Here is a 17,768-nt window from a genome sequence, read left to right as displayed (position 1 = left end):
GAATTAGGAAATGCTAATGAGTGAAAATATCTGCCCTAAGTGCCAGTCTGAGCTAGCTTGGGATGGCAAGTATCATTGTGAAAGTTGTCAGGCTCACTTTACTAAAGTTGGGTTTTGCCCTGAGTGCAGCAGCCAACTTGAGAAGCTTCAAGCCTGTGGTACGGCGAGCTATTTTTGCAACGGTGATTGCAACGAGTTGAAATCTAAGTCGAGAGTAAAATTCGAATTTAAAACAGCGGAATAGCCTTAAACTACATGGTTTGAACGACCATCGGTGATGTTATACCAGAGACTCAATACTAAAGTGTTGGGTCTTTTTTGTATCTGAAGAACAGGAATGTGTCATCTTGGTTCATTCCCACCGTCACTGCACCAGTATGAAACATAGTTACATGATTGCTATGCACTCTATTGGTGTGAGTTTCTTTTAAATTCTATTAATACAATTACTTATAAATAATTTCATTGGTTTATAAGTTTGGCACTCTTATTGTAACTCTGTAATTGAATAACAAAAATACAATTATGGAGTAATATCATGAACAAGGTGTTCAATTTATCGCTAGCTGCACTGTGTACAACACTTTCATTTTCTTCTGCAACAGTGTTTGCTGCTGATGAGACCATCAAGGTCGGTGTTCTACACTCACTCTCTGGCACCATGGCGATCAGTGAGACAACGCTAAAAGATACCGTGCTAATGCTCATCGAAGAGCAGAACAAAAAGGGCGGTTTGCTTGGTAAGAAGCTAGAGCCTGTCGTGGTTGACCCTGCGTCAAACTGGCCGCTATTTGCTGAGAAAGCGCGTGAGCTTATCGAAAAAGAGAAAGTGGATGTGGTGTTCGGTGGTTGGACGTCGGTATCACGTAAATCCATGCTACCTGTCTTTGAAGAACTCAACAGCATCCTTTTCTACCCAGTACAGTATGAAGGTGAAGAGTCTTCTAAAAACGTTTTCTACACCGGTGCCGCGCCAAACCAACAAGCGATCCCAGCAGTGGATTACTTGATGGAAGAGCTTGAAGTCGAGCGCTGGGTACTTGCAGGTACCGATTACGTTTATCCACGTACAACCAATAAGATCCTTGAAGCCTACCTAAAAGATAAAGGTGTCGCAGAAGAAGACATCATGATCAACTACACGCCATTTGGTCACTCTGATTGGCAATCTATCGTTTCAGACATCAAGAAGTTCGGTGAAGCGGGCAAGAAAACCGCTGTTGTTTCTACTGTGAATGGCGATGCGAACGTACCTTTCTATAAAGAGCTAGGCGCTCAAGGCATTTCATCTGAAGATATCCCAGTTATTGCATTCTCTGTTGGTGAAGAAGAACTGTCAGGCATGGACACAGAACCACTGGTGGGTCATCTAGCGGCTTGGAACTACTTCATGAGTGTTGATACCGAAGCCAATGAAGAGTTCGTTGAAACGTGGCAGTCGTTCATCAAGAGTGAAAAGCGTGTCACCAATGACCCAATGGAAGCGCACTATGTTGGCTTCAACATGTGGGCTCAAGCGGTCACTAATGCAGGCACAACCGATCCTGAATCTGTGCAAGATGCCTTGATTGGTGTGTCTGTTCCTAACCTTTCTGGCGGCTACTCTACCATGCTACCAAATCACCACATCACCAAACCAGTACTGATCGGTGAGATCCAAGATGATGGTCAATTCGACATTGTTTGGGAAACCACTGGACTCGTTGCGGGTGATGCTTGGTCGAGCTACTTACCTGAATCGGCAAAACTGTTCTCTAGCTGGTCGAAGCCATTCTCATGTGGTGCGTTTAACGTCGAAACGAAGAAGTGTTCTGGCGGTAACTAGAGCGTCAATTCAGGAATATTGAGCCTTCCGGTTTGGGAAGAACGCGTCTGTTTAACGGGCGAAGCGAACGGAAGGCTCATCGTTTCAGGTAATAACCACTATCCACACATCCTCCAAGTAAAAATAACAATATCTAACTTGGTTGGTTAAGGAAGCAGGGATGAAAAACGTATTAAACGTATTTAAAGCGCTGTTGCTCATGGCAGTCAGTGCTCAGTTGGCTTTTGCTGGAATAACGGATGAAGCTAGCTTTACCAAGGCGCTAGTTGGTAAGAAAACATCGGATAAAGAATTAGCTATCGATTGGGTGATTGAGACGCAAACGGGAGACGTGTCGAAAGCTATTTTATATGGATGGTTAAACGGCAATCTCTATTACTTCAATGATAAAAAAAACGAACATTATAAACAGCTCTATCTCATTCAAAACACCAAAACAGCCACTTCAGCTCAGTCTGTATGGGATGAATCAACTCTCAATATCGACAATGCTAAGCTGTTTAAAAAGGTGCGCGTAAACAACAAACTTCGCGGGATCTTACGGGGTGAAATTGCCTCTATTGGATTAAATAGCAGTAACCCAGATGTGCGTTATCAAGCGGTTCTCGATCTACTGGGAACTAAGGATGCCACTATCATCGATCGTTTATCCGAACTTAGAGAAAATGAGACCGATGGTAAAGTCGCTGAACTAATGGATTTGTCATTAGCTATTTTTACCTCGCTTGATAACAGTGCAACAACTGAAGCTCGAGTAACATCGATTGAACGAGTGGGCGACTTTAAGCATTCAGTCGTTCTAAAAACACTGAACCAACTACTTAACGGTGAGCAAGAACCAAGCATTTTGGCTGCAACAGAGCGTGCGATGGACGATTATCAACAAAGCCAAGCTCTGTACTCAGGTGTTGAAACCGTATTCTTTGGCTTGAGTTTAGGCTCGGTATTGGTACTGGCAGGCATTGGCTTAGCGATTACCTTTGGTGTGATGGGCGTTATCAACATGGCTCATGGCGAGCTGATCATGATTGGCGCTTACACCACCTACGTATTGCAGTTGTTGATGCCGAATCATATTGGCCTAGCGCTGATACTTTCCATTCCAGCGGCATTCATTGTTTCTGGCTTAGTGGGCATTGCGATTGAGCGAAGTGTGATTCGTCATCTTTATGGTCGCCCATTGGAAACCTTACTCGCGACCTTTGGTATTAGCTTAATCTTGCAGCAGGCTGTTCGTTCTATTTTCTCTCCTTTGAACCGCTCAGTGAGCACGCCTGAATGGATGTCTGGAGCACTTCAATTAAACCCAATGTTGTCCCTGACCTACAACCGCCTTTACATCATTCTCTTCTGTGGTTTGGTGTTTATGGGCTTATTAATGGTTCTGAAAAAGACACCACTAGGTTTGCAGGTTCGTGCGGTTTCTCAAAACCGTGGCATGGCTCGTGCGATGGGTATTCGTTCTGAGCGAGTTGATGCGATGACCTTCGGTTTAGGCTCTGGCGTTGCGGGTGTCGCGGGTGTGGCACTTTCTCAACTGACTAACGTCGGTCCAAATATGGGGCAGGCGTATATCATTGATTCATTCATGGTGGTGGTATTCGGCGGTGTCGGCAACCTATGGGGCACGCTAGTCGCAGGCTTAAGCCTTGGTCTGTTCAATAAGATTTTAGAACCATGGGCTGGTGCGGTTCTCGCCAAGATTCTGGTACTGGTTTTCATCATTCTATTTATTCAAAAACGCCCACGCGGACTCTTCCCGCAACGTGGTCGTGCGGCTGAAGGTTAAGGACAACATCATGCAGTCAAAATCATTTGTACTTTCGGCAATGCGTGGTGACAAAGGTGGCCAACTGACCATCCTTGCCATTCTTGCGGCCGTCATTCTTATCCCACTGGCTAACACCATGTTACCAAGTGGGCACCCGCTTCATGTCGAGACTTTCACTATCTCGCTGATGGGCAAATACCTGAGCTACGCAATGTTGGCGTTGGCGCTCGATCTTGTGTGGGGCTATCTCGGAATATTGAGCCTCGGCCACGGTGCTTTCTTTGCGCTTGGTGGTTATGCGATGGGTATGTACTTGATGCGTCAGATTGGTGACCGTGGGGTTTATGGTGATCCAGTCTTACCAGATTTCATGGTGTTCCTTGATTGGTCTGCGTTGCCGTGGTTCTGGCAGGGTTTTGATCAGTTCTGGTTCGCCTGCTTGATGGTGGTGCTAGTGCCGGGCGCGTTGGCTTACTTGTTTGGTTATCTGGCTTTTCGCTCTCGTGTGTCAGGGGTTTACCTTTCTATCATGACTCAGGCGTTAACTTACGCATTGATGCTGGCATTTTTCCGCAACGAGATGGGCTTTGGTGGTAACAATGGACTGACAGACTTCAAAGACATCATAGGTCTGAGCTTGCAGAGTGATGCGGTCAAGATAGGTCTGTTTGTCGCGACTGGTATTGCGCTTATTCTCAGCTACATAGCTTGTCGCATGGTGGTGACCAGTCGATTAGGTCGTGTGGCATTAGCGATTCGTGATACGGAATCACGCACTCGCTTTATGGGCTATGACGTCGATGGCATCAAGCTGTGGGTCTTCGTTCTTTCTGCGGTTATCGCCGGTATTGCCGGGGCTTTATATGTCCCTCAAGTGGGTATTATCAATCCGGGAGAATTTGCTCCTCTTAACTCGATTGAGATTGTGGTTTGGGTAGCCTTAGGCGGTCGTGCCACTCTGTTTGGTGCCATTGTCGGTGCATTGATCATCAACTACGCCAAGAGTTGGTTTACGGTTGAGTTCCCGGAGGTGTGGCTGTTTGCTCTGGGTGGACTATTCGTACTCTCAACCATGTACTTCCCACAAGGTGTGATTGGCTTTGTCAGTGAAAAGTGGCAGCAGCTGCGCAAGGCATCAAATGGGAAAAACCAAGATAAAGATAAGGATGATCAGCACAAGGCCAAGGAGGTGATCGCATGACCACATTTAATAGCGTAAAGGAATCGGTTCAGGCGTTCACTCGTCGAGACGAAGTCTTTGATTACCTCAAACCCGATATTCATCCTGCCATCGATACTCGACATAACGTGCTGTTGTATGTCGAAGGCGTCAACAAAAGCTTCGATGGTTTCCAAGCGATAAACGACCTCAACCTTTACATCAAAGAGGGAGAGCTACGCTGCATCATCGGCCCTAATGGCGCAGGTAAAACAACCATGATGGACATCATTACCGGGAAAACTAAGCCAGATACTGGCGAAGTGTGGTTAGGTTCGAACATCAATCTACTCAAGATGAACGAAGCTGAAATTGCTAACGCAGGCGTTGGGCGTAAGTTCCAAAAGCCGACCGTGATTGAATGTTTAACTGTGTGGCAGAACCTTGAATTAGCCATGGCAGGTGATCGCTCGGTGTGGGCAACTTTCACTGCCGTGATGTCTGGCGAGCAGAAAGACAAACTCACCTCGGTACTAGAGCTTATTCACCTTAAAGACGAAGCGGCGAATTTGGCAGGTAACCTGTCTCACGGTCAGAAACAGTGGTTAGAGATAGGCATGTTATTGATGCAAAACCCTAGGCTATTGCTGGTGGATGAACCCGTGGCAGGTATGACTCACCAAGAAATGGATCGCACCTCTGAGTTACTTAACTCACTGGCAGGTAAGCACTCGGTTGTGGTCGTTGAACACGATATGGATTTCGTTCGTTCTATCGCCAGCCATGTCACCGTGCTTCATCAAGGTCATGTGTTGGCTGAAGGCACTATGGATCAAGTGCAGGCTCACCCTGAAGTTAAACAAGTTTATCTCGGAGAATAGGATGTTAGAGGTTAAATCAGTTAATCAATATTACGGTGAGAGCCACACGCTGTGGGATTTGGATATGCAGATCCCAGAAGGTAAATGCACGGTGCTAATGGGGCGAAATGGTGTCGGTAAAACGACGTTGCTGCAATGCATCATGGGGTTGGTTAAGGTCGAAAGCGGTGACATCTCCTTATCGGGTGAGTCACTTTTGAAAACCGATGCCGAGGACCGTCCACGCCAAGGGATCGGCTATGTACCGCAAGGTCGCCAGATCTTCCCAATGCTCACTGTTCAAGAAAACCTAGAAGTAGGCTTGCCGATTCGCGAAAAGGGCGACCGTAAGATCCCTGAGTTCATCTTCGATATATTCCCAGTATTAAAAGAGATGCTACATCGTCGCGGTGGTGATTTATCGGGTGGCCAGCAGCAACAGCTAGCGATTGGGCGTGCGCTGGTGGTTAATCCAAAGCTATTGATCTTGGATGAGCCGACGGAGGGTATTCAACCCAATATTGTGCAAGAGATTGGCGACATCATTCGCATGCTCAACGAGAAAATGGGGCTCACGGTTCTGTTGGTTGAACAGAAGCTGCCGTTTGCAAGAAAGGTCGGTGACCGTTTTTGCATTATCGACCGTGGACGCCAAGTGGCAGAAGGTGAAATGACAGGGCTCGATGAGTCCTTGATAAAGGAGTACCTAACCGTATGAATTCTCTCTTTTCTCCGAATGAAGTAAGCAAGGCTTCTTTAGTAGAAGCTTTATCTTTGAATGAGACCATCGAACAAGATATTCGTGATGGTTGGCAAGCGAGTTTAAACCTCACTTTTGTCGACCGCAGTGATAAAACCGTATTAAAGAATCGTCAGCAGTCTGGTCCGCTTGCGGTGCAACGCCCCCTGTATCCTGATGGGGAAACGTGTCACACCTATTTACTCCATCCCCCCGGCGGAGTGGTAGGTGGTGACACTCTCAATATTGAAGCGACCATCGAAAGCGGTGCGCATGCGTTGATCACCACACCCGGTGCGACCAAGTTTTATCGCTCAAACAACAAGTACGCCAAGCAGAAGCAGACCCTACGAGTGAAGAAAGATGCACGCTTGGAATGGATGCCGCAAGAGAACATCTTTTTCCCGAATGCACACGTTCGTTTAGATACTGAAATTCGCCTAGAAAAGGGTGCACAGTTTTGGGGTTGGGAGATGCACTGTTTTGGACGCCCTGCACAGAATGAGGGATTCGAGCATGGTCATCTCGTTGGGAAAACAGAAATCTATCTTGATAATCAAAGGCTTCTGACTGAAGGCTTTAATTTTCATGGTGGCGATAAGTTAATGATAAATATGGGGTTACTTGATTATTCAATGATGGGAACCTTTTATATCACTTCAAATGAGAAGCAAGATTTAGAGTTGGTACAGAGCTTGCTCTTATCTATTACACAGCAAGCTTCACAGCAATCAGTTACATCAAAAATGTCGAGTGAACCCACATTAATATTGGGCGCGACTCAGATAGAAGGATTGATTGTGGTGCGAGCCTTGGGTAATTGGAGTGAAGATATCCTCCAGGCCTTTGGTCAGATATGGCAAGCAACTCGCTCTCATTTATGTGGTACGACTCCTGATTTACCTAGGATTTGGGCGACTTAGCGATTAGCCCTTTTTGTACCTAGGGTGACTTCCGACCCTAGGTACATTTTTTCAAGCTTGCTGTGATTGAATCCCACTTACTGCTCATGCGTTTTTGAGCAATAAGAAAACAACACTAACAGCGGGCGGCTAAATGGAATTAACACCAAGAGAAAAAGATAAGCTACTTATCTTCTGCGCAGGAATGCTGGCACAGCAGCGCAAACAAAAAGGCTTAAAGCTCAACTACCCAGAATCTATCGCACTGATCAGCAGTGCCATTCTCGAAGGTGCCCGCGAGGGTAAAACCGTTTCAGAATTAATGGATTTTGGACGCACACTTCTTACTGTCGATGACGTTATGGAGGGGATCCCTTCCATGATCCCTGATGTACAAGTCGAAGCCACTTTTCCTGATGGCACCAAGCTGGTGACCGTTCATGAACCTATCGTGTAGGGAGAAGTAATATGGCTGGTTCCACAAAACAATACTCAGGATTCGTTCCCGGAAAAGTAGAAACCGCACCGGGTGACATCACTCTCAATGAAGGCCGAGACACAACGTCCGTTAAGGTGCAAAACATTGGCGATCGTCCTGTCCAAATTGGCTCTCATTACCACTTCTATGAAGCAAACCCTTCGCTGATCTTTAACCGAGAAGTCACTAAAGGCTTTCGACTCAATATTCCTGCGGGTACTGCAACCCGCTTTGAGCCGGGTCAGTCGCGCAGCGTCGAGTTAGTGCGTTACGCCGGTAAGTTAGAGATCTATGGCTTCCAAGGAAAGGTGATGGGCAAGCTCTAAGCGCTCCCACGGAATAATGAAAATAACAAAGGATTGAACATGGCGACGATATCCAGACAGGCTTATGCCGAAATGTTTGGGCCAACAGTCGGTGACAGAGTGCGTCTTGCTGACACTGATTTATGGCTAGAAGTTGAAAAAGATTACACCGTATACGGCGACGAAGTGAAATTCGGCGGCGGCAAAGTTATCCGTGATGGACAAGGGCAAAGCCAACGTCCAAGCGCCGAAACACCTGACTTGGTGATCACCAATGCGATTGTGTTGGATTATTGGGGCATCGTAAAAGCCGATGTCGCCATCAAAGACGGCCGAGTTCAAGCTTTAGGCAAAGCAGGTAACCCAGACGTTCAGCCGGGCGTCGATATAGTAATTGGCCCGGGCACGGAAATTTTAGCCGGTGAAGGCTCGATTCTCACCGCGGGTGGTATCGACTCGCATATTCACTTTATCTGCCCGCAACAGATTGAAGAAGCCTTAGCATCTGGTGTTACGACCATGATAGGCGGTGGTACGGGGCCAAACACAGGGACTAACGCGACGACATGTACACCGGGTCCATGGAACATGCACCGTATGTTGGAATCACTCGACCAATTCCCAATGAACTTTGGTTTGTTAGGTAAGGGCAATGCGAGCCAACCGGAAGCATTGCGTGAACAAGTGGCAGCGGGTGCTGTGGGTTTGAAGTTGCACGAAGACTGGGGAACAACCCCTGCCTCAATCGATACTTGCTTGAGTGTTGCTGACGAGATGGACGTACAAGTTGCGATTCATACCGACACTCTGAACGAATCGGGTTTTGTTGAATCGACACTTGGTGCAATCGGTGATCGCGTGATTCATACCTATCACACCGAAGGTGCAGGCGGTGGTCATGCTCCCGATATTATTCGCGCAGCAGGTGAACCGAACGTTCTGCCTTCCTCAACTAACCCGACACGTCCTTACACTATCAATACCGTCGATGAGCATTTGGATATGTTGATGGTCTGTCATCACCTTTCACCATCGATTGCTGAAGATGTCGCGTTCGCCGAATCGCGTATTCGCCGTGAAACCATTGCCGCAGAAGACATTCTTCATGACTTAGGCGCGTTCTCGATGATCGCTTCGGATTCACAAGCTATGGGGCGAGTGGGTGAAGTAATAACTCGAACTTGGCAAACCGCGCACAAGATGAAAGTTCAGCGTGGCAGCCTAAAAGAAGATTCTGATTACAGCGATAACTTTCGTTTAAGACGTTATGTCGCTAAGTACACCATCAACCCAGCGATCACTCATGGTATGTCTCATGAAATCGGTTCTATCGAAGCAGGGAAGTTAGCTGATCTAGTGTTGTGGAAGCCCGCTTTTTTTGGTGTGAAGCCCAGCGTGATTTTGAAAGGTGGCATGATTGCCATGGCACCAATGGGCGATCCAAACGCTTCTATCCCAACCCCTCAACCTGTTCACTATCGCTCTATGTTTGGTAGCTATGGCAAGGCGTGTCAGAACACATCGATGTTGTTTGTCTCTAAAGAAGCCAAAGCGCAGAACATCGATAAGCAATTGGGTTTGCAGAGTTTGATTGGTGTAGTGAGCAACTGCCGAAATATCAGTAAAGCCGACATGAAGCTCAATGATTGGATGCCAAAAATTGAGGTGGATTCTCAGACGTATCAAGTACGCGCCGATGGGGAACTGCTGACATGTGAGCCTGCAGAAGAGCTGCCAATGGCACAGCGGTACTTCCTATTTTAAGAGCTAGGCTGAAGGCTCCTATTTTAGTGACCCTATTTTGAACGTTATAAATATCACAAGGAGATTGAGGTAATAGCATGATTGAACTGACTCAACTGAATACTCAAATACAAAATGCACCGGACGGCTACTTAAGCCTGCCGATCGATAGCCGCATTAAGAGCCGTCTTAAGGTGATGCTCGATGACGGGCGCAATGCCGGACTGTTTCTACCACGAGGTCATATCTTGCGTGGTGGCGAACAACTCTCAAGTAAATGCGGTTTAGTCGTAGAAGTGAAAGCGGCACCAGAAACCGTTTCGACTGTTTACTGTGAAGACTTGCTCCTGTTAACGCGAGTGGCGTATCACCTTGGTAACCGTCATGTTCCGCTGCAAGTGGAAGCGGGTTGGGTTCGTTATCAACACGACCATGTTTTAGATGAAATGGTTGAAGGCTTAGGCGCGAAAGTGACCACTGAGAAACAACCGTTTGAACCAGAAGGCGGTGCTTATGGCGGTCGCTCTGGTGGACATCATCACCATCATTAATCGAGTCATTGATGACTCACTAAACGATTTATATAACAACGATATTAATAACAATAATACCAATCACAGTAAGTAAGTGATCAACAATAGCGCAGGAAAAAGGCTTGAGAACAAGGCATAATTTTTCGATAAGTAGTTATTCTACAATCAAAAATTATAACGCAGTTATCGAGCATTTTAGCAAGCTAGGGTGAGCAATTATTTACTACGATTGGTATAAAGCAAGGAACTCGCGATGAACTTTAAAACAGCTGCTGGCTTATGTACTTTCACAATAGCTTCTCTAACAACATCAACGATGGCTTTCGCTCACCCAGGACATGGGGCGCATTCAGTTCATGAGTCTCACTCGTTTATGTCTGGCTTAACTCACCCTGTGACTGGCATGGATCATCTGATCATGCTGATCGCTTTCGGTTTATTAATTGGCGCACTGTCATTTTCCACCAAGACAAAAGCATCTCTGATTGGCGGTGGATTGGTGTCTTTAGTGGTAGGGCTTATCGCAGGCCAAGCCCTAGGTTTCTCTGTGATTGTTGAGCCTGCCATTATCGCTTCTCTGTTTGTCGTCAGCTTATGTTTATGGCATGTATTCTCACCATCAACCAAGCGTGTAAACAGCGTATTAGTTGCTTCAATTGCTATGTTGTTTTTCCATGGTTACGCACACGGCGTTGAAGCCGCGAGCAACCTGACTCAGTTCGCAACAGGCATGAGTATCAGTGCTTTGGCTCTGATGGTTATCGGTACTTTTGTTGGTCGCGCGGTTTACTCTAAATGGTTGTCAGTCGGCGTGGCTTCAGCAAGCGCACTATTGCTGTTAGGCGCGTAGGCTCTCGAACTTATTTGATTCTGGAAGACTGAGGGCACGATTATGACCACAACAGAAAATGTAGCCGTCTATCGTCTGTTTCAATTGATCAGTCCATCGTTGCCGATTGGTGGGTTCACTTATTCGCAAGGCTTAGAGTTAGCGGTTGAAGCGGGGTGGGTGACCGATCGCAACAGCATGGAACAGTGGCTCAACACCATCGTCAACTCCAGTGTCGCGACCTTGGAATTGCCTATATTAGAGCGTCTTTACCACGCTCTAGAAAAGGGTGAACTCGATGAGATTGAGCACTGGTGTAATTACCTGTACTCAAGCCGTGAAACCAGTGAATTGCGAGCGGAAGAGAAACAGCGTGGGCAAGCATTGAATACTTTGTTGAAGCGCTTAGATATCGATATTTCACTGGTGGACTCTGTTGATAGTCACCCAAACCAATTGTTGGGCATGTGTATGGCGGCTCTGTATTGGGGCATTGATTTAGAAAGCCTCAAGCAAGGTTACTTATGGAGCTGGCTTGAAAATATCGTTACCGCAGGCGTGAAACTGGTGCCTTTAGGTCAAACCGACGGGCAGTTGGCATTGATTAATATCACCAACACCTTTCCTGAGGTGATCGAAAAGGCCCACGCGATAGAAGATTGGATGGTAGGCAGTTTTTCGCCATCAATGGCATTAGCAAGTTCACTGCACGAAACACAATACACACGACTATTTCGTTCGTAGCGGTCAGCGCGAACGAGGTAGCAAGAAAAGAATATAAGGAAGTAGACAATGGAAAGTTATAAGCAACCCCTTCGAATTGGTATTGGCGGCCCAGTAGGATCTGGTAAAACAGCTCTGTTAGAGGTGCTTTGTAAAGCGATTCGCGACAAGCTCAACATTGCCGTGGTAACCAACGACATCTACACGCAAGAAGATGCCAAGATACTCACGCGAGCAGAAGCGCTAGAACCGGATCGTATCATTGGTGTTGAAACGGGTGGCTGTCCGCACACGGCGATCCGTGAAGATGCGTCGATGAACTTAGCTGCGGTAGAAGAGCTTGCCAAGCTGCATAAGAACCTCGATGTGGTATTCGTCGAAAGTGGCGGTGATAACTTGAGTGCGACGTTCAGCCCTGAATTAGCCGATCTTACCATCTACGTGATTGATGTAGCTGAGGGGGAGAAGATCCCACGTAAAGGTGGTCCGGGTATTACACGATCCGATCTGTTAGTCATCAACAAGATCGATTTAGCACCGTATGTTGGCGCGTCACTTGAAGTGATGGAGCAAGACACTCAACGCATGCGACCAACTAAGCCATACGTGTTCACCAACCTCAAAGAGAGCCAAGGTTTAGATTTCATCATCAACTTTATTGTGACGGAAGGGATGCTGACCATGAAGGAGCCTTCTACGACGGAGTCGTGAGTAAGGTTTGAATCAGGTTGTTTTCTTTTACAGCCAGTAGATATACAAAAGCCCTGTCGATTATCGATAGGGCTTTCTGGTTTTAAATGATTTTCAACGCTCTAGTCGAACCTAAAGCTCACTCTTAGCGACTCTTGTTGTCACTTGCGATTCAATCACACCGTCTTCAACTTGAGTGGTGATCACTTCACCGACTTCGACATCGTTAATTGATGATACTGTCTTGCTCGATGCGGAATGAGTAATGCTGTAGCCACGCTTTAGGGTTGCCAGTGGACTAACGGTTTCTAGCTTCTCTGCAGCCATAGCGAGCTGATGGCGAGTGGTTAGCAGTGTTTTATCCATCGCATCTAATAGCTTTTGCTCTGAACGTTGCAGATGCAGTTTTTGTTCACCAAGGCGCTTCACTGGTGAGTTCAACTGAAGTTGGTGCTGTTTACGTTCAACACGCTGTGCATGTTGTTTTAGGTATTGAGTCATACCACGACGCAAACGCATGTCTAGGTCATCAAGCTGCTGACTCTGCTTTTGCAGTTGGTAGCTCGGGTGCTGTTTCTCCAAGCGGTATTTTAACGTTTGAGTGGATTGTGCTTGTTTGATTAACACATGACGAATCGCACTCACCAAGCGAGCACGTTTAGAGGCATAAGCTTGCTCTTTATGACTGTTGTCACGGCTAACCAATTCTGCAGCAGCTGACGGCGTTGGAGCACGCATATCTGCGACGAAATCGGCGATAGTGACGTCAACTTCGTGGCCAACTGCGCTGATAATCGGGATCTGGCTTGCTGCAATTGTGCGAGCAACGATCTCGTTATTGAAGCACCATAAGTCTTCCAGTGAGCCGCCACCACGGCCGACGATTAACACATCACATTCATTACGCTCATTGGCACGTCCAATCGCTTGGGCAATCTGAATTGCCGCCTCTTCGCCTTGAACCATGGTCGGGTAAACCACCACAGGTAACGAAGGATCACGACGCTTAAGTACGTCCAAGATATCGTAGAGAGCGGCGCCGGTTTTAGAGGTGACAACACCAACGCGCTTTGGATGCTCAGGAAGAGCTTGCTTACTCGATTGAGCGAACAGCCCTTCAGCGGCAAGGTTCATCTTCAGCTTTTCAAACTCTTGCTGAAGTTTACCGTCACCTTCTGGCTGCATGCTTTCGATGATAAGTTGGTAGTCACCGCGTGGTTCATAAAGAGACAGACGAGCTTTAACTAATACTTGATTGCCGTTTTGAGGTCTAAAGGTGACACGGCGGTTATTGCCACGAAACATGGCGCACTTAACTTGAGCGCGAGAGTCTTTAAGCGTGAGGTACCAGTGACCAGATACAGGTGCAGAGAAGTTTGAGATTTCACCAACGAGCCAGACTATTCCCATTTCGTTTTCTAATAGGAGACGAACCTCTGAGTTGAGGCGAGAAACAGTAAAGATGTTTGGATTAGTCATAGAAGCACTATCTTTCCTTGAAGGAAGGTCTTTCTTGGAATCTCACAGGGCGTGAGTATGGAAGATAGCGGCAATATAATACATAGCAAGGGGGTAAATGCAAATTAAAAGTACAAAAATGTGTAGCCAAGCGATTTCGCCGTGCGTATAATCCGTCTGCAATATCAAATCCAAATAACTTTATTATGCGAAACGATAAAGTTGGGTTTACTCCTTTTAACACCTTTGTTGTGAGATATTGCAAATGCTACGAATCGCAAAAGAAGCTTTAACTTTTGATGACGTTTTACTCGTCCCAGCACACTCAACCGTTCTTCCGAACACAGCTGATCTTCGCACTCAGTTAACGAAAAACATTTCTTTAAACATCCCAATGATCTCTGCATCGATGGATACTGTTACGGAAGCACGCCTAGCAATTGCCCTTGCGCAAGAAGGTGGTATTGGCTTTATTCATAAGAATATGTCAATCGAGCAGCAAGCTGAAATGGTTCGCCAGGTTAAAATTTACGAAGCTGGTGTGGTTTCTCACCCAGTAACAGTAAGCCCTGACGCGACAATCGCTGATGTTGTAGCCCTTACCCAAAAACACGGCTTTGCCGGTTTCCCTGTTGTTACTGAAACAAACGAACTTGTTGGTATTATTACTGGCCGTGACGTTCGCTTTGTTACTGACCTTTCTAAGAAAGTTGATGTAGTAATGACACCTAAAGCTCGCCTTGCTTCTGTTAAAGAAGGTGCAACTCGTGAAGAAGTTCAAGAGAAAATGCACGAAGCGCGTGTTGAAAAAGTTCTTGTTGTAAATGATGACTTCCAACTTACTGGAATGATCACTGCAAAAGATTTCCACAAAGCAGAACGTAAACCAAACGCTTGTAAAGATGAGCGCGGCAGCCTACGTGTAGGTGCAGCTGTTGGTGCTGGCGCTGGTAACGAAGAGCGCGTTGCTGCTCTAGTTGAAGCTGGCGTAGACGTTCTACTTATCGACTCTTCACACGGTCACTCTGAAGGCGTACTTAACCGTATCCGCGAAACTCGCGCTGCATACCCTGATCTACAAATCATCGGTGGTAACGTAGCAACTGGCGCTGGCGCTCGTGCTCTTATCGAAGCGGGTGTTAGTGCGGTTAAAGTAGGTATCGGCCCGGGTTCAATCTGTACGACTCGTATCGTTACTGGTGTTGGTGTTCCTCAAGTAACAGCAATCGCAGACGCAGCTGAAGTAGCTAACGAATACGGTATTCCAGTAATCGCAGATGGCGGTATCCGCTTCTCTGGCGATATCTGTAAAGCTATCGTTGCTGGCGCATCTTGTGTGATGGTTGGTTCAATGTTCGCGGGTACTGAAGAAGCACCGGGTGAAGTTATTCTTTACAACGGTCGTTCTTACAAGTCTTACCGTGGTATGGGTTCTCTTGGCGCTATGTCTCAAGGTTCTTCTGACCGTTACTTCCAATCTGACAACGCTGCAGACAAGCTTGTTCCAGAAGGTATTGAAGGTCGTATCGCATACAAAGGTCGTCTAAAAGAGATCGTTCACCAACAGATGGGCGGTCTACGCTCAAGCATGGGCCTAACGGGTTCTGCAACTGTTGAAGACATGCGTACTAAAGCTGAGTTTGTTCGTATCTCTGGTGCGGGCATGAAAGAATCTCACGTACACGATGTTCAAATCACGAAAGAAGCACCTAACTACCGTTTAGGTTAATAATACGTCCAAACGTTTGAATAATGTGCTGATTTAGTCGGCACATTAATATACCAATCGTAGTAAATAACTGGTCATCCTAGCTTGTTAAAAACCTCGATAACTTCGTTAGAATTTTTGATTGTAGAATAACTACTTATCAGAACTCTTTGTCGAATAGAGCAGCCTCGTTCTCAGGCTTTTTTCCTACGCTATTCCTGAACACTTACTTACTGTGATTGCTATTATATCTACCGCCTGTTTTGTTAAAAGTCCGATTTTCTCAAAACACGTGGTTAAAGATATCTAACGAAAACGTTTGCTTTATTTCTTGAAGAGTTAATCAGAGGTGAGTAAACTCACCTCCGTTTTATCACATAGCCAATAAGACTGCTTACAATGACTAAAAATATTCATGACCAACGTATTCTAATTCTAGACTTCGGTTCTCAATACACACAGCTAGTAGCTCGTCGTATTCGTGAGATCGGTGTTTACTGTGAACTTTGGAGCTGGGACGTAGAAGAAGCGGATATTCGTGAATTCAATCCAGACGGCATCATCCTATCTGGTGGTCCTGAAAGTGTAACGGAGGAGAACTCTCCACGTGCACCTCAGTACGTATTTGATTCAGGTGTTCCTGTATTCGGTATCTGCTACGGCATGCAAACTATGGCTGAGCAACTTGGCGGTAAAGTAGCAACGTCTACTGAGCGCGAGTTCGGCTACGCAGCGGTACAAGTGACTGGCGAATCTGCACTTTTCGCTGACCTTGAGTCTACTCAAGATGTTTGGATGAGCCACGGCGACAAAGTAGTTGAGATTCCAGCTGATTTCACAAAGATCGCTGAAACAGACACTTGCCCATACGCTGCAATGGCAAACGAAGAGAAGAAGTACTTCGGTGTTCAATTCCACCCAGAAGTAACACACACTAAAAACGGCCTGAAAATGCTTGAGAACTTCGTTCTTAACGTATGTGGTTGTGAAGGTCTGTGGACTTCAGCTTCAATCATTGAAGATGCAGTTGCACGTATTAAAGAACAAGTAGGTGACGACGAAGTTATCCTTGGTCTTTCTGGTGGTGTTGATTCATCTGTAGTTGCGATGCTTGCTCACCGCGCTATCGGCGACAAACTAACATGTGTATTTGTTGATAACGGCCTTCTTCGTCTAAACGAAGCTGAGCAAGTTATGGATATGTTTGGTGACCAGTTCGGCCTAAACATCATCAAAGTCGATGCAGAAGATCGTTTCCTTAAAGCTCTGGAAGGCGAAGCTGAACCAGAAGCTAAGCGTAAAATCATCGGTCACGTATTCGTAGATATCTTCGATGAAGAGTCTAAGAAACTATCTAATGCTAAATGGCTTGCTCAGGGTACTATCTACCCAGACGTAATCGAGTCTGCAGCATCTAAGACAGGTAAAGCACACGTAATCAAATCTCACCACAACGTTGGTGGCCTTCCTGATGATATGGAAATGGGTCTTGTTGAACCTCTACGTGAGCTGTTTAAAGATGAAGTACGTAAGATCGGCCTTGAGCTTGGTCTTCCATACAACATGCTTTACCGCCACCCATTCCCGGGTCCTGGTCTAGGTGTTCGTGTTCTTGGCGAAATCAAGAAAGAGTACTGTGATCTACTGCGTCGCGCAGATGCTATTTTCATTGAAGAGCTTCACGCTGCTGACCTTTACCACAAAGTATCTCAAGCATTCACGGTATTCCTACCAGTACGTTCAGTTGGCGTAATGGGCGATGGCCGTAAGTACGATTGGGTTGTATCTCTACGTGCCGTAGAAACTATCGACTTCATGACTGCTCACTGGGCACACCTACCATACGACTTCCTAGGTAAGGTTTCTAACCGTATTATCAACGAAGTTAACGGCATTTCACGTGTTGTTTACGATATTTCTGGTAAGCCACCAGCAACTATCGAGTGGGAATAATCTCTTAGAGATTTAACCAGCTTTGATTAAGATCTTAAGCCTCGAACTCAGTTCGGGGCTTTTTTCTTTTCGATGTCCCGTCCTGAAATGTG

The 17,768-nt window shown here is 46.4% G+C and carries 17 protein-coding genes; 16 read left to right on the top strand and 1 reads right to left on the bottom strand.

Annotated features, from left to right (window positions below; translation table 11 throughout):
* Positions 1 to 16 precede the first annotated feature (16 nt).
* The 14 genes from AB4384_RS03025 to ureG all read left to right on the top strand — a co-directional run bounded on the left by AB4384_RS03025 (position 17) and on the right by ureG (position 12,578).
* Entirely contained in the window at positions 17 to 244 is a 228-nt protein-coding gene (locus AB4384_RS03025; RefSeq protein ID WP_372111261.1) for a zinc ribbon domain-containing protein, read from the top strand.
* Between the two features lie 294 nt (positions 245 to 538).
* Entirely contained in the window at positions 539 to 1,825 is a 1,287-nt protein-coding gene (gene urtA / locus AB4384_RS03020) for an urea ABC transporter substrate-binding protein (RefSeq protein ID WP_004735113.1), read from the top strand.
* A gap of 160 nt (positions 1,826 to 1,985) precedes the next feature.
* Positions 1,986 to 3,614, top strand: a complete 1,629-nt coding sequence (gene urtB / locus AB4384_RS03015; protein WP_372128862.1) for an urea ABC transporter permease subunit UrtB — start codon at positions 1,986 to 1,988, stop codon at positions 3,612 to 3,614.
* Between the two features lie 10 nt (positions 3,615 to 3,624).
* Positions 3,625 to 4,797 (top strand): urea ABC transporter permease subunit UrtC, encoded by a 1,173-nt coding sequence (gene urtC, locus AB4384_RS03010; RefSeq protein ID WP_017062507.1) that lies wholly within the window; start codon positions 3,625 to 3,627, stop codon positions 4,795 to 4,797.
* Positions 4,794 to 5,636, top strand: a complete 843-nt coding sequence (gene urtD, locus AB4384_RS03005; RefSeq protein ID WP_017056203.1) for an urea ABC transporter ATP-binding protein UrtD — start codon at positions 4,794 to 4,796, stop codon at positions 5,634 to 5,636. Before urtC ends, urtD begins: the two co-directional genes overlap by 4 nt.
* A 1-nt stretch (position 5,637) precedes the next feature.
* Positions 5,638 to 6,333, top strand: a complete 696-nt coding sequence (gene urtE / locus AB4384_RS03000; protein WP_239940666.1) for an urea ABC transporter ATP-binding subunit UrtE — start codon at positions 5,638 to 5,640, stop codon at positions 6,331 to 6,333.
* Entirely contained in the window at positions 6,330 to 7,277 is a 948-nt protein-coding gene (locus AB4384_RS02995) for an urease accessory protein UreD (protein ID WP_102394412.1), read from the top strand. The genes urtE and AB4384_RS02995 overlap by 4 nt, the downstream gene beginning before the upstream one ends.
* 133 nt (positions 7,278 to 7,410) lie before the next feature.
* The gene (gene ureA / locus AB4384_RS02990; RefSeq protein ID WP_004735119.1) at positions 7,411 to 7,713 is read left to right on the top strand and encodes an urease subunit gamma; all 303 of its coding nucleotides are present in this window, start codon (positions 7,411 to 7,413) and stop codon (positions 7,711 to 7,713) included.
* 11 nt (positions 7,714 to 7,724) lie between these two features.
* Positions 7,725 to 8,060, top strand: a complete 336-nt coding sequence (locus AB4384_RS02985; protein WP_017062503.1) for an urease subunit beta — start codon at positions 7,725 to 7,727, stop codon at positions 8,058 to 8,060.
* Between the two features lie 39 nt (positions 8,061 to 8,099).
* On the top strand, positions 8,100 to 9,803 hold the full coding sequence (ureC, locus tag AB4384_RS02980) for an urease subunit alpha (RefSeq protein WP_010440581.1): 1,704 nt from the start codon (positions 8,100 to 8,102) through the stop codon (positions 9,801 to 9,803).
* 77 nt (positions 9,804 to 9,880) lie between these two features.
* Complete coding sequence (ureE, locus tag AB4384_RS02975) at positions 9,881 to 10,333, top strand: urease accessory protein UreE (protein WP_017062501.1); 453 nt, start codon at positions 9,881 to 9,883, stop codon at positions 10,331 to 10,333.
* A gap of 235 nt (positions 10,334 to 10,568) precedes the next feature.
* Positions 10,569 to 11,165, top strand: a complete 597-nt coding sequence (locus tag AB4384_RS02970; RefSeq protein WP_372128860.1) for a HupE/UreJ family protein — start codon at positions 10,569 to 10,571, stop codon at positions 11,163 to 11,165.
* A 42-nt stretch (positions 11,166 to 11,207) separates the two neighbouring features.
* Entirely contained in the window at positions 11,208 to 11,888 is a 681-nt protein-coding gene (locus AB4384_RS02965; RefSeq protein ID WP_372128859.1) for an urease accessory protein UreF, read from the top strand.
* A gap of 48 nt (positions 11,889 to 11,936) precedes the next feature.
* On the top strand, positions 11,937 to 12,578 hold the full coding sequence (gene ureG, locus AB4384_RS02960; protein WP_004735125.1) for an urease accessory protein UreG: 642 nt from the start codon (positions 11,937 to 11,939) through the stop codon (positions 12,576 to 12,578).
* Between the two features lie 111 nt (positions 12,579 to 12,689).
* On the opposite strand, the gene xseA is transcribed toward ureG, so the two are convergent.
* Positions 12,690 to 14,036, bottom strand: a complete 1,347-nt coding sequence (xseA, locus tag AB4384_RS02955; RefSeq protein ID WP_372128858.1) for an exodeoxyribonuclease VII large subunit — start codon at positions 14,034 to 14,036, stop codon at positions 12,690 to 12,692.
* A gap of 244 nt (positions 14,037 to 14,280) precedes the next feature.
* On the opposite strand from xseA, the gene guaB reads away from it, so the two are divergent.
* Together guaB and guaA are read left to right on the top strand one after the other, a co-directional pair.
* The gene (gene guaB, locus AB4384_RS02950; protein WP_017062496.1) at positions 14,281 to 15,744 is read left to right on the top strand and encodes an IMP dehydrogenase; all 1,464 of its coding nucleotides are present in this window, start codon (positions 14,281 to 14,283) and stop codon (positions 15,742 to 15,744) included.
* 378 nt (positions 15,745 to 16,122) lie between these two features.
* Positions 16,123 to 17,676 (top strand): glutamine-hydrolyzing GMP synthase, encoded by a 1,554-nt coding sequence (guaA, locus tag AB4384_RS02945; RefSeq protein WP_017059729.1) that lies wholly within the window; start codon positions 16,123 to 16,125, stop codon positions 17,674 to 17,676.
* Positions 17,677 to 17,768 lie beyond the last annotated feature (92 nt).

This window comes from Vibrio sp. 10N.261.51.A4 (assembly GCF_041471945.1).
Lineage (GTDB): Bacteria > Pseudomonadota > Gammaproteobacteria > Enterobacterales > Vibrionaceae > Vibrio > Vibrio crassostreae_C.
This window is presented reverse-complemented; position numbering and strand designations above follow the sequence as displayed.